We start from the raw sequence: 12,517 nt of genomic DNA on the forward strand, positions 1-12,517 counted from the left end.
AAATCAAAAGCTAGTTTAAATCAACACGGCTTATATCCCCATACATGAATGCAGATGTTTTACGCCGCTTTTTGATAATTCTAGCATTCTTTTATGTTTAGCAAAATTTTTAAGCAAGCGAAATTCTTGTTTCAATTCACTCAGATGTATCATAATACATCGTCCTTTTTCCAATCATTTTCATCTTACCTTCACGTTTTGCTCTTTCAATACTTGCTCGTGTAATTTCTGTCAACGCTTTTCTTTCATCCAATGTACGTGGCCTATTTCGTTTTATTCGTGGTGTATTTGCACGTTCTTCTTGTAATTTTGCATTAACTTCTTTACGATAAGTTTGTATATTTTCATTAACCTGCGAAATACTCAAGGAACGCATGAACAACACCACCTTTTATAAACAGTATATCCACATTTTCATCAAAAGTGTACTATAATATTAAGGAATGATTGCTAAAAAGGAGATCCATATGACATACCACACAATTTTTCTAGACATTGACGGTACGATTTTAAAGCCGGATCATACCATTTCGGATACAACGAAGAGCGCAGTTAACCAAGTGAAAGAACAAGGTATTGACGTTTTTATTGCGACAGGGCGTCCGCTTCATGAAATATACCATATAGCTGATGAATTACATGTTCACTCATTTATTGGTTATAACGGTGCATTTGCTATCCACCAAAATAACACAATTGTCGATGAACCGATGCATCCTGACACAATTAACTACTTTCTTGAGACGGCAAAAAAGCATCAACATGAACTAGTTATTTATACGAGTGAAAAAAATTACTACACATCAATGGGGGCACAAGCTACACAAGCGTTTATTGAGGCTTTTCACCTGAAAGAAAATGAACAATTAAAAACCGAACATAATATCAGTGGCGAAATACTCAGCATGACCCTAATTAATATTAGTGATGATGATCTTTCACTTTATACCATTGACAAAAACTTATACATGTCACCGGTAAATGTCGATGCTGTTCAAAATTGCTATGATGTCATTCGAAACAACGTCAATAAAGGCGAGGCAATTACTTCTATTCTAAAGCAACTAAACCGTTCAAAGGAAGGTTCCATCGCGTTTGGTGACGGTATGAACGATAAGGAAATGCTTCAAGCAGTTGGAGAAGGTTTCGCAATGGGAAATGCTCATCCAGATTTATTTGCCTATGCTAAAAACCAAACAACCACTGTATCTGACTCAGGTATTTTTAATGGACTGAAAAAACTTGGACTTGTTGAATGAATTAAGTAGCCCCGTCAACCTTATGACGGGGCTACTTTCTAAAACGCAAAAAATTCAACCTCAAGCCCACGCAATTTTTTTCTAACTTCTCTTCCCCAGCTTTTCACTGCATCTACCGAGACGTACTCCTGAGCCGCAATCTCTTTCAGTGAAAGTCCTTCTACAATGTATAAACAAACCCATTTCCACTGGTTTTCCGAAAGCAAGTCTCTAACTTGGTTCCAAAAGCTACCATCGTCAATGTCAAGCCCATACCCATCATATAACACTTGTGATCGCCCCGCTCTTCCAACATAATTCCCACTTTCCTGTGTGACTTTATATCTTTGTTCGATTAATACCGTATGTTCATCATCCCTTACTCTTTTTCTAATCAAATCTATCAATCGATTACGAATCGCACAATTTAAATAGGTTGAGAAATCACCTTTATTCAATTGATAGCTTTTGTATGCTTGCCACATTGCAACAACGCCTTCCTGATAAAATTCTTGGTGAGGGTCACGGATTCGCAACCGATGAATGTGAAAATGAATTCTCCTTTCATGTAATGCCAATACGTCTTCAAATGTTTCAATGATTGATATTGCTGCAGCCACTGGCAGCCTCTCTCTAAAAAGCCGGCTTTTTCCTTAGTACAATTGTCTACAACTATAATCGTTAGCTAAAGCACATTTGGTGGCATGGAATGTGAAAAAAATATAAAAACTTGGCTTGTCGTAAAATTTATAGCTTCACTTATACCTTCTTTTTACGTAAAAAAGGGAAATTTACTTTAAGCGAATTTCCCTTTTGAATATATACGGTTATTGTAGAATTATTGCTTTCGAACCCCGCAGTTTATCACTTCGGGTACTTCGTTACAATTAAAAAAATTTTTTAATTCAATATGCCCGTTCTGCTGAAGTCTTTACATCTTGTAATGATTTACCCATTCCTGCCTCAACAGCTGCCACATAGGATCCTTCAACTAATGGCGCATCCGCAATCTCAATTAACTTGTTATCAGTCATTTCCATTGCGAATTCCGCATTCATTTTAGCGCTTCCCATATCATAAAGGAGCAGAACTCCTTTATCTGAATATGCTCGTTCAATACAAGCTTGAATCTTTTCTATACTTGTACCAATCTCATTTTCATCTGTACCTCCGGCTATTTCAATTGCCACGTTTTCAACAACCTGGGTAATGATATCTTTCAGACCATCAACTATTTTCGGACTATGGGAAATTAATACAAGGCCAACCTTAGACATGTTTAATCACTCCTCTTCCTTAATGACCATAGCCAATGCTTCAAATAAATAGAATGAAGACATCGAACCAGGGTCAATATGCCCGACAGATCGTTCCCTCATATATGCAGCACGACCTTTAGTTGCCAAAGTATCCCTTGTATTCTCCATCGCTGATTGAGCAGTCTCCAAAATTCCATCACTTCTAAAATCATCTGTCTTCTCTAATTTTTCTACAACGGGAAGCCAAACATCAACAAGAGTTTTTTCACCGAAACCAGCTTTTCCTCGCTGTTTTATACCATTAACAGCATCAACCATCCCTTTTACAAAGGTCTGATAATCGACTTCTTGTTCTTTAAACGCCATTGATAATTTAAGGAAAGCTGTTCCATACAATGGACCTGAAGCCCCTCCTACCTTGCTCATTAATGTCATTGCCACAGCTTTCATAACATCCGAAACGCTTTCAAATTCATCTGCATTTAATTTTTTTGTTACCTCTTTAAATCCACGTGACATATTAATCCCATGATCACCATCACCAATTGCTTGATCTAGTTCCGTTAAGTGCTCCTTATTTTCTTGTATTTTATCATTTGTAAGCTTCATCCATTGTAAAGCTTGATCTACATGTAAAAATTGCATCACTACTACCTCCTCGCTTATAAAGCTGGTGCATCAGTTTTAGCGTCAAGTAATTCCTTTAATTCATTATCTAATTTCAGCAATGTCACGGAACAACCAGCCATTTCTAGTGATGTCATATATTCACCAACGTACGTTTTATATACCTTGATACCCTTTTCAGCCAGCAATTGCTGGACTTTTCCATTGACAATATATAGCTCCATTTCTGGTGTCGCACCTAAACCATTTATCATGACTGCTACTTCATCTTGTTCCTCCAATGAACTTTCTTCCAATACTTTATTAGTTAATTCAGTTGCTATTTCGTCAGCCGTTCCTATTTGCTTCCGTTCAATTCCAGGTTCCCCATGAATTCCAATACCTACTTCCATTTCGTTATCGTTCAGCTGAAAGCTAGGTTTTCCAGCTTCTGGAACTGTACAGGAGCTTAATGCAACTCCCATTGAACGGACATTTGCAACCACTTTTTCCGCAACCTCTCTTACTTCATGTAACGTCGCACCTTGTTCTGCTTTTGCACCTGCAATCTTATGGACAAACACGGTGCCAGCGATTCCTCTTCTTCCTGATGTAAATGAACTATCTTCAACGGCGACATCATCATTCACCACAACTTGTTCAACTTGAATTCCTTCTGCTTCTGCCATTTCAGTAGCCATTTCAAAATTCAAAACATCGCCTGTGTAGTTTTTAATCACTAAAAATACACCAGCACCACTATCCACTGCTTTAATTGCCTCTAAAACTTGATCAGGTGTAGGTGATGTAAAAACTTCACCCGCAATAGCTGCATCTAGCATCCCTTTTCCGACAAAACCGGCATGAGCTGGTTCATGTCCGCTTCCACCACCACTAACAAGTCCGACTTTATTAGAAATTGGTGCATCCTTCCGAACGATAACAGTCGTTTCAGGGATTTGCCTTACATCATTCGGATACGCAGCAACAAATCCTTTAACCATCTCTTGCACAACTTGCTCCGGATCATTGATGATTTTTTTCATATTAACATACTCCTTTACTAAAAAAGGGACCAATCTCTTTAAATCATAGATGACTTGGCCCCTTTATATTTCACTACTATACTTAACGTTTAGTCATATTACTTAAAAGCCCTTGTCGCTGCTACTGCATTTTTCCAGCCTTCATAGAGCTCATTACTTTTTTCCACGTCTAACGCATTCTTAAACGTTCGCTCGTTTTGCCACTGAGTAGCAATTTCTTCTTTACTTTCCCAATATCCAACCGCGAGGCCTGCTAGATATGCTGCACCAAGCGCTGTCGTTTCTTGAACAACTGGACGTTCAACTGGCACACCTAGGATGTCACTTTGGAATTGCATCAAGAAATTATTCTTTACCGCACCACCATCCACACGTAATGCTTTTAAATCAATACCAGAATCCGCGATCATCGCATCTAATACATCCCTCGTTTGGTAGGCTAATGACTCAAGTGTTGCCCGCACAAAGTGTTCTTTCGATGTTCCACGTGTTAAGCCAAACACCGCTCCTCGCGCATCACTATCCCAATATGGTGTCCCGAGCCCAACAAAGGCTGGGACAAGATAAACCCCATCAGTAGATGCCACACTTTTTGCAAAATCCTCTGTTTCTGGAGCGTTATCAATTAATTTTAAGCCATCACGTAGCCATTGAATTGCTGATCCCGCTACGAAAATACTACCTTCTAACGCATATTCTACTTTTCCATTGACACCCCAAGCTAATGTTGTTAATAATCCGTTTTCAGACGCAACCCCCTGTTCTCCAGTGTTCATTAACATAAAACAACCTGTTCCATACGTGTTTTTAGCCATGCCAGATTCAAAACACGCTTGCCCAAATAGTGCCGCTTGCTGATCACCAGCAATTCCCGCAATCGGAACTTCATGACCGAAGAAATGATAATCCACTGTATTTCCGTATACCTCTGACGATTGCTTCACTTCTGGAAGCATGGATTTTGGAACACCTAAAATAGCTAACAATTCGTCATCCCACTTCAAATCATAGATATTAAACATTAGGGTTCGTGAGGCATTGGAATAATCTGTCACATGCGTTTTCCCGCCCGTTAGCTTATGCACAAGCCACGTATCCATCGTTCCAAATAACAAATCACCATTATCCGCTTTCTCGCGTGCGCCCTCCACATTATCTAGAATCCATTTTACTTTTGTTCCAGAAAAATATGGATCTAGTAACAATCCTGTTTTGCTTCTGAATAGCTCATTATAGTCTTGTTCGCGAAGCTTTTTGCAAATATCTTCTGTTTGGCGTGATTGCCAGACAATCGCTTTATAAACTGGCTTTCCAGTATGTTTATCCCATACCACGGTGGTCTCTCGTTGATTCGTAATACCAATACCCTCAACCTGACTTGGCTCCACATCAGCCTTTCGCAATACCTCAGCTATACAAGCAAGCACAGACGTCCAAATTTCATTCGCATCGTGCTCTACCCAGCCTGGTTTAGGAAAAAATTGTTCAAATTCCTGTTGTGCAGTTTCTACAATTTCCCCGGCGTGATTGAATAAAATTGCTCGAGAACTTGTTGTTCCTTGATCAATAGATAAAATATATTTCGTACGCATGCTATCCTCTCCTTAACTAATTTTCTCTTCTACTTTGTCAGCGACTGTTTCTTTCTTTTTCACTTCAGAACTTACCGCCCCAATGATGACAATAAGCATAAACAAGCTTAATCCCCAGAAAAGACCGGAAAATTCCGCCATGAACATTGCCCGGTAAAAAACGGCACCGTAAACGCCACCAAGAATCGGTCCAACTACTGGAATCCAAGAATAACTCCAGTTGGAATCACCCTTACCTGGAATTGGCAGTAATGCGTGTGCGATTCTTGGTCCAAGATCACGCGCCGGATTAATTGCATACCCGGTGGCACCACCGAGTGATACACCAATAGCAACAATCAATAACCCAACAATTAATGGGTTCAATCCTTCTGTAAATTCATTAGCACCAATAAACATTAAGCCCATCAACAGTACAAACGTACCGATCATCTCACTGAGTAGATTTGCGAATGGACTACTTATTGCTGGATCAGTTGAGAAAACCGCAAGTTTAGTTCCCGTATCTGGTGTCTTTCTCCAATGGGGTAAATAATTTAGGAAAACGATTGCCCCACCAATAATTGCGCCTAGCATTTGAGCAGTAATGTACATCGGGACCTTTGACCATGGAAACTCTCCTACAGCTGCAAAGCCAAGTGTCACGGCTGGATTAATATGTGCTCCTGATACACTACCAACTGCATAAACAGCCATTGCAACCGCAAGACCCCAACCAACGGTAATGACAATCCAGCCAGATCCCTCAGCCTTTGATTTAGCTAAAACAACACCCCCAACTACACCTCCACCTAAAATAATAAGAATCATGGTACCGAGTAACTCTGCTAAAAACTCTGACATGCTAACACACCCTTCTTGTTCAAAGTTTTGAATCTATATGAGTAACGAGTTAACAATGTGTCTAGTAAGTTGTATCCACTGAATTTTCACTAGTTTACAAATAAAGAAAAAGACCCACACGCAGATAAACGCACTCTACAAAAGTAAAGTACTGTTTACGTGTGGGTCTCCTCGTCTCCGCCACATCATTAACTTGTTAGATCCAACAAATTCTAGATTGTTAGAAAACTTGCGACTAATTTTTGATTGCGAACCTTTATTGCACTTATCATGCTACTCGAATCATTATATTTTCTTACCAACTTTAGATAGATTCCAAAGTTCAGACTCTGAGGTAGTTATTGCAATTGCTCCATAGTTATATGCTTTTTCCACATCTTCTTTTGAGCGAATTAATCCACCAGCTATTACAGGTATGTTTGTCCGTCGATAAATCTCCTCGATAATATCTGAAACGATTCCTGGTAAAACCTCTATATAATCTGGCTTCACCTTGTTGATAAGCGCAATATTATGCTCCAAAGCATGTGAATCTAGTGCAAATAAACGTTGAATAGCTATTAATTTGTTTTTCTTCGCCATCGTAATCATATTACTTCTTGTTGAAATGATTCCTGCAGGTTTTACTTCTCGTAATAAAAATTCAAAACCATATTCATCCGTTTTCAATCCTTGAATTAAATCAGCATGAATTAGTAGTTTCTGGTTGTTTTGCTTAGCATATCTAGCAATGGATGTAATTTGACTAAGTCGGGATTCTAAAAAAACAATGTATTCATGTTTATCCTGAAGAACTTTTTCAAACTGCTTTATATTTCGAACTGCGGGCAGAACACCTTTCAGTTTTAAAATGGCCACTCACCTCGAATCATGTGATTCTAAGAGGGGTTGTCTTTTGTTGTACTACCATGTGTATGATGCAATCACTAAAAATATTAACAAAAATAATTGCTTCCTCCACATACCTTACAAAACTGTAAGCTTATCGTAAGAAAAACAAATAGGAGAAAATAGAATGCCAAAGTAAACTTGTTATAGATCAAATTTTGGAGGTATGAATATGGGTAACGCCGTTGTAAACGTAAAAGACGTTCGAAAAGTATTTGGAAGAAAAAATGAAAATCAATTCCATGCACTTCGTGGAGTATCGTTTGATATACAGGAAGGAGAATTTGTTGGAATTATGGGGCCATCTGGTGCCGGTAAAACGACACTATTAAATGTTGTGTCAACATTAGAGAACCCAACAGATGGAACAATTGAAATTGCCGGAACTGACATTACCACGATGAAGCAAGGACAGCTAGCAGACTTTCGTTCTGCGCAATTAGGATTTATTTTTCAAGACTTTAATTTGTTAGAAAATCTGACCATCTATGAAAATATCGCACTTCCCTTATCCTTACAGGGAGTAAAATCTAAAAATATCAAGCCGAGTGTTATTGAGGTAGCAAAAAAACTCGGTATTCAAGGCATTTTGGATAAATATCCAGTTACTGTTTCTGGTGGTCAAAAACAACGCGCCGCTGCTGCACGCGCATTGGTTCATGAACCAGCAATTATTTTAGCGGATGAACCGACTGGTGCACTTGATTCTAAAAATGCGAAAGACTTAATGAAGGCGATGGTTCATTTAAACATAAATCATGATGTCTCCATTATGTTAGTAACACATGACCCGTTAAGTGCTAGCTATTGTGAACGTATTTTGTTCATTCAAGATGGTGCAATCTATAAAGAAATTAAACGAGCAGGAAGTAGAAGTGAATTCCACCAAGAGATTCTCCATGTACTTGCAGAATTCGCATCTCCACATGAAATGGAATAAGGAGGGCATTCCATGTTATTGAAATTATCATTCGCAAGTATGCGAAAGTTATTTAAAAATTATTTAGTTCTACTTTTTGGACTGACAATTTCCATCGCGATTTTTTACATGTTCGAGACATTAGCGCAAAACAAAGTATTTATTGAGTCAAATTCAATCGTCGGCTCCATCGTATTTATTTTCCACGTAGGTACCTTTATTTTAGGCGCAATTACGTTATTCTATATTTTTTATGCCACGTCATTTATGTTATCCATGCGGCAAAAAGAGCTTGGAATGTACATGACGCTTGGGGCAAAAAAGCATAAGGTTGCACAATTAATGTTTTTTGAAACCTTATTTATTGGGGTTATTTCATTAATTGTTGGACTCGTATTAGGTGTTGGACTAGCACAGGGTATTGCAACCTTACTCATGGAACAACTGGATTTTTCCGCGGACGGATTTCAAGCGTTTTATCAATCATCAATTATTACAACCGTGATATTTTATTTGGCATTATTTTTGCTAACATCGATAGTTAATGCAGTCAAAATTGCCAATAAATCCGTACTAACGTTAATTCATGCTGGACAAAAGCAGGATAAAATGAAGGCAAAAGGAAGCTGGACATTCATTGGTGTTGTCTTTTCTATCGTCTTAATGGTTGTAGGCTATTATGCCATGATTAACATCGTACAGCTCCAACAATTTGGAATCATTATCGCAGCAATTACGAGTACGGCTGGAACTTATCTACTGTTCATTTCCCTGTTACCGTATTTAATGAAGAAAGTTAAAAGAATTCGTTCACTTAATGAAAAAGGAATTAACTCTTTTACGTTGGGACAGCTTCGCTTTCGAATAAACAATCTAACTAGAGTATTAGGTACTGTAGCGATGTTAGTAGCACTTGGATTAGGAGCAATGACAGCAGGTTTATCCTTTTACAATAACGTCGAATTACAGGCAGGAATGTTCCAAGCGAATGATGTAGCAATCCATCAGCCTACTGAAAAAGATCAACAATTGGTAAGTGAAATGGATGTGGTAGAGAACCATGCCTATCATTACAAACTCACTGATAATAGCATCTACTTTTTAAAAAAGGATTTGCTAGAAAATCCACCACTGATTAAGAAATTTGATTCCGAAACATTGGAATTACCAGAGGCGAAACGTGTAACAGTGTCACTGCCAAAGAATAAATATGCTGGTGAAGCGATTCCGGGTGAATGGATGCATGCCCTATCGACTGAACTACGTGCAAGTTTTGCCATGTTTGGTGAACGTGAAGTCGTCATTGTTGATGAGGAAAACTATCAAGATATAAAAGCTGAGGAATTCAAGGTGTTGAACATTCGGGTAGAGGATTTTACCGATGCACTTCCACAAATAAAAGAAATTGAAAAACACCAGCTAGAATTGGCCGGCATATCTGATACAGGTAACATGCAAGGATCTAATAGCAAGTATGCCAATTATTTAGTCTATAAAAACTTGGCTAGCGGCACCATTTTCATGGGGTTATTCCTTGGAATTGCCTTTTTAATGATGATGGCAAGTGTCCTTATGTTTAAACTATTATCCGGGGCGTCAGCGGATATTCACCGCTACAACATGCTACGAAAAATCGGTGTACGCAGGTCGTTGTTAGCTAAATCCATTTACCGCGAATTATTTCTAGTATTTCTATTCCCGGCGATTATCGGATTGATGCACGTATTGATCGGTATGCAAATGTTTTCGTTTATATTAGTTGAACCGTATACAAAAATCTATATACCAATTAGCATCTTCCTTGTAATCTATGGAATTTACTACTGGCTAACTGCGCAAATGTACAAACGAATTGTATTGCCGAAAGAATAAGGATGAGCATTTTGCGCTAACATTTTACACTTGGGATTGCGAACTTGGCTCATCTGGAATAGTTCGAGCCGTCAACTTCACAGTAGCGGACTCAGAAGCCCTTATTTTTACTTTTCGGGCATGTTTTATGGGTTAAGCGGACACAGGATGCCTTATTTAGGTAATATCGGGTTGAAATTAGCCTTTTATACTAAATAAGGTATCCTGTGTCCGCAAACAACCACATTTACCCTATTTTTGCTCGAATAAGGAATCTGGTGTCCGCTAATTTCAATTTCGCTAATAGTGCATTAATAAGTTTTTCTCAGTATTTGTAAACTGCGAAACTAAGTAAGTGCTATGTTGCTTTCCACTTCGGACAGTCACTTTCCGCGGGCAACGCTTCAATCTCCCCGGAAGAGAACCACATTCTGAACGAATAGTATGCCAAGGACACTGGTTGGTATCGGACTGAGGATGCCCTATTTACCTTTTTCACCTTTATTTTGAGAGTTAACGGACATACGATGCCTTATTCAGTTAAAAAACATGATTTTCAACTGGTTTTACCCAAATAAGGCATCCTGAGTCCGATAACAACCACATTTACCCTTATTTTTCACAAATAAGGGATCGTGTGTCCGCTAGCTGACATCCTGCATGCAATCTTTCCAGTACGCTCGAAAATGTACTTCACTAGCCTTGCCCACAGCGGAAATTAACGTTGCTGTTAGCCTAAACATAAATTTCCACTAGATCGCACATTACATCAATAACGGAACAAAGAGCCAGAAAAAGGGGCAGTCCCATCACGCAAAACTGTGATGGGACTGGCCCCCTATTTTTTCCTCGCCATTCTCACTAATAAATAAGCAAACGGTGTGTCCACAATAGCTGCGCACAACTTAAATACATACTGTGTCGCAATCATTCCTAGTAATACGGAAGTTGGAACTATTCCCCAGAATGCTATCGTAATGAAAAGTGTTGTATCGACAAGTTGACTTGTCATCGTAGATAAATTATTGCGCAACCACAGCTTACCATCCCCGTGCTTTGCCTTCAATTGATGAAAAATCGTTACGTCTAAATTTTGACTTGCAATATACGATACAAGACTTGCTAAAATAACGCGAAAACTACCACCTAAAATTCTTTCAAACTCAGACTGTGCTTCAAATATCGGTGCGGCTGGTAGTTGAATTGCAATATATATAAAAATTAATGCAAACACTTGCGTTACAAACCCTGCCTGGACCGTTTTCCTTGCTGCGTCCTTACCGTATACTTCTCCTATTACATCGGTTATTAAGTAGGTAACAACATAAACAATAACAGCAGCTGGCAATATGAAATCACCAATACTGAACAATTTAACGCCTAAGACATTGGAAATTAGTAATAATCCAACAAAAAGCGCATTTAAATACATTAGCATAACGTACACTTCCCCTTCTTGTTTAGGGAAGGATCAAAGCAACCCTCTTCTATCTTACTAACTTATCGATTATCTATTTTTTCTGGATAGAGATCGTGATTCATCATTCGATTTTCAGCCATCTTTTCGAACTTTGTACCCGGTTTACCGTAGTTACAATATGGATCAATCGATATCCCACCTCGTGGAGTAAATTTCCCCCAAACCTCGATATATCGTGGGTCCATCAACTCTATCAAATCGTTCATGATGATGTTCATACTGTCTTCGTGAAAATCCCCGTGGTTACGAAAGCTAAATAAATAGAGTTTCAGTGATTTACTTTCTACCATTTTAATATCTGGAATGTAACTGATATACACTGCGCCAAAATCCGGTTGTCTCGTTTTCGGGCACAATGTTGTAAACTCCGGACAATTAAGTTTTACAAAATAATCTCTATTGGGATGGTTATTATCAAACGTTTCTAAAACCCCAGGATTATAGTCAAAATCATAGCTTGTCCCCTGGCTTCCTAATAGCGTTAAATCCTTCAAATCCTCATCTTGTCGACCGTGCATGTAAATACCTCCTATCATACAAGTTAGAAAATTTGGCTTATCGCCAAGCCTTTATGGCAAAAGCCTTAGTTGCACTTATGCAGTAAGAAAGCCTTTCTTACCTACAAAAAAACCATGGCCCAAGGCACATGGTTTACGAATCAAATCATCTGTCCTTAGTTTTTTATAGAGGGTTATAAGCTAAGAACCTCTCCCGTAATAGTACGGATATTCTTGAAATCACTTGATTAATTATATAAATCAAGCCCTAAGAAGTCAATACAATTCTAACAGCTCC

Annotated in this window: 13 protein-coding genes and 1 riboswitch; of the genes, 3 read left to right on the forward strand and 10 right to left on the reverse strand. The window is 38.6% G+C overall.

Annotation, left to right across the window (positions count from 1 at the left end):
• Positions 1-136 precede the first annotated feature (136 nt).
• Positions 137-376: a hypothetical protein gene (locus tag ACY9Z2_RS00005; RefSeq protein ID WP_463607541.1), complete on the reverse strand. Its 240-nt coding sequence runs from the start codon at positions 374-376 to the stop codon at positions 137-139.
• Positions 377-467: 91 nt separating this feature from the next.
• Here ACY9Z2_RS00005 and ACY9Z2_RS00010 point away from each other — a divergent pair, with 91 nt between their 5' ends.
• Positions 468-1,259 (forward strand): HAD family hydrolase, encoded by a 792-nt coding sequence (locus tag ACY9Z2_RS00010; protein ID WP_463607542.1) that lies wholly within the window; start codon positions 468-470, stop codon positions 1,257-1,259.
• Positions 1,260-1,297: 38 nt separating this feature from the next.
• On the opposite strand, the gene ACY9Z2_RS00015 is transcribed toward ACY9Z2_RS00010, so the two are convergent.
• From ACY9Z2_RS00015 to ACY9Z2_RS00045, 7 genes are all read right to left on the reverse strand, one after another.
• Positions 1,298-1,858, reverse strand: a complete 561-nt coding sequence (locus tag ACY9Z2_RS00015) for a sigma-70 family RNA polymerase sigma factor (RefSeq protein ID WP_463607543.1) — start codon at positions 1,856-1,858, stop codon at positions 1,298-1,300.
• A gap of 285 nt (positions 1,859-2,143) precedes the next feature.
• Complete coding sequence (dhaM, locus tag ACY9Z2_RS00020) at positions 2,144-2,515, reverse strand: dihydroxyacetone kinase phosphoryl donor subunit DhaM (protein WP_463607544.1); 372 nt, start codon at positions 2,513-2,515, stop codon at positions 2,144-2,146.
• 6 nt (positions 2,516-2,521) lie between these two features.
• On the reverse strand, positions 2,522-3,142 hold the full coding sequence (gene dhaL / locus ACY9Z2_RS00025) for a dihydroxyacetone kinase subunit DhaL (RefSeq protein ID WP_463607545.1): 621 nt from the start codon (positions 3,140-3,142) through the stop codon (positions 2,522-2,524).
• A 17-nt stretch (positions 3,143-3,159) separates the two neighbouring features.
• Entirely contained in the window at positions 3,160-4,149 is a 990-nt protein-coding gene (gene dhaK / locus ACY9Z2_RS00030; RefSeq protein ID WP_463607546.1) for a dihydroxyacetone kinase subunit DhaK, read from the reverse strand.
• A 98-nt stretch (positions 4,150-4,247) separates the two neighbouring features.
• Complete coding sequence (glpK, locus tag ACY9Z2_RS00035; protein ID WP_463607547.1) at positions 4,248-5,741, reverse strand: glycerol kinase GlpK; 1,494 nt, start codon at positions 5,739-5,741, stop codon at positions 4,248-4,250.
• Positions 5,742-5,753: 12 nt separating this feature from the next.
• Positions 5,754-6,584: an MIP/aquaporin family protein gene (locus ACY9Z2_RS00040; RefSeq protein ID WP_463607548.1), complete on the reverse strand. Its 831-nt coding sequence runs from the start codon at positions 6,582-6,584 to the stop codon at positions 5,754-5,756.
• Between the two features lie 285 nt (positions 6,585-6,869).
• Entirely contained in the window at positions 6,870-7,436 is a 567-nt protein-coding gene (locus ACY9Z2_RS00045; RefSeq protein WP_463608259.1) for a glycerol-3-phosphate responsive antiterminator, read from the reverse strand.
• A gap of 208 nt (positions 7,437-7,644) precedes the next feature.
• Here ACY9Z2_RS00045 and ACY9Z2_RS00050 point away from each other — a divergent pair, with 208 nt between their 5' ends.
• Together ACY9Z2_RS00050 and ACY9Z2_RS00055 are read left to right on the forward strand one after the other, a co-directional pair.
• On the forward strand, positions 7,645-8,412 hold the full coding sequence (locus ACY9Z2_RS00050; protein ID WP_463607549.1) for an ABC transporter ATP-binding protein: 768 nt from the start codon (positions 7,645-7,647) through the stop codon (positions 8,410-8,412).
• A gap of 12 nt (positions 8,413-8,424) precedes the next feature.
• On the forward strand, positions 8,425-10,263 hold the full coding sequence (locus ACY9Z2_RS00055) for an FtsX-like permease family protein (RefSeq protein ID WP_463607550.1): 1,839 nt from the start codon (positions 8,425-8,427) through the stop codon (positions 10,261-10,263).
• Positions 10,264-11,080: 817 nt separating this feature from the next.
• Here the strand turns inward: ACY9Z2_RS00055 and ACY9Z2_RS00060 are convergent.
• Both ACY9Z2_RS00060 and queF read right to left on the reverse strand, forming a co-directional pair.
• Complete coding sequence (locus ACY9Z2_RS00060; RefSeq protein ID WP_463607551.1) at positions 11,081-11,680, reverse strand: queuosine precursor transporter; 600 nt, start codon at positions 11,678-11,680, stop codon at positions 11,081-11,083.
• 62 nt (positions 11,681-11,742) lie between these two features.
• Positions 11,743-12,240 (reverse strand): preQ(1) synthase, encoded by a 498-nt coding sequence (queF, locus tag ACY9Z2_RS00065; RefSeq protein ID WP_463607552.1) that lies wholly within the window; start codon positions 12,238-12,240, stop codon positions 11,743-11,745.
• A gap of 149 nt (positions 12,241-12,389) precedes the next feature.
• Positions 12,390-12,437: riboswitch (PreQ1 riboswitch) on the reverse strand.
• Positions 12,438-12,517: the final 80 nt, after the last annotated feature.

The sequence above is a fragment of the Virgibacillus sp. GM2-2 genome (genome assembly GCF_055329585.1).

Coding starts and splice junctions, on each gene's coding strand:
- queF (WP_463607552.1), bottom strand. CDS start 12,240: ATGCACGGTCGACAAGATGAGGATTTGAAGGATTTAACGCTATTAGGA.
- ACY9Z2_RS00010 (WP_463607542.1), top strand. CDS start 468: ATGACATACCACACAATTTTTCTAGACATTGACGGTACGATTTTAAAG.
- ACY9Z2_RS00060 (WP_463607551.1), bottom strand. CDS start 11,680: ATGCTAATGTATTTAAATGCGCTTTTTGTTGGATTATTACTAATTTCC.
- ACY9Z2_RS00055 (WP_463607550.1), top strand. CDS start 8,425: ATGTTATTGAAATTATCATTCGCAAGTATGCGAAAGTTATTTAAAAAT.
- dhaK (WP_463607546.1), bottom strand. CDS start 4,149: ATGAAAAAAATCATCAATGATCCGGAGCAAGTTGTGCAAGAGATGGTT.
- ACY9Z2_RS00005 (WP_463607541.1), bottom strand. CDS start 376: ATGCGTTCCTTGAGTATTTCGCAGGTTAATGAAAATATACAAACTTAT.
- dhaM (WP_463607544.1), bottom strand. CDS start 2,515: ATGTCTAAGGTTGGCCTTGTATTAATTTCCCATAGTCCGAAAATAGTT.
- dhaL (WP_463607545.1), bottom strand. CDS start 3,142: ATGCAATTTTTACATGTAGATCAAGCTTTACAATGGATGAAGCTTACA.
- ACY9Z2_RS00040 (WP_463607548.1), bottom strand. CDS start 6,584: ATGTCAGAGTTTTTAGCAGAGTTACTCGGTACCATGATTCTTATTATT.
- ACY9Z2_RS00050 (WP_463607549.1), top strand. CDS start 7,645: ATGGGTAACGCCGTTGTAAACGTAAAAGACGTTCGAAAAGTATTTGGA.
- glpK (WP_463607547.1), bottom strand. CDS start 5,741: ATGCGTACGAAATATATTTTATCTATTGATCAAGGAACAACAAGTTCT.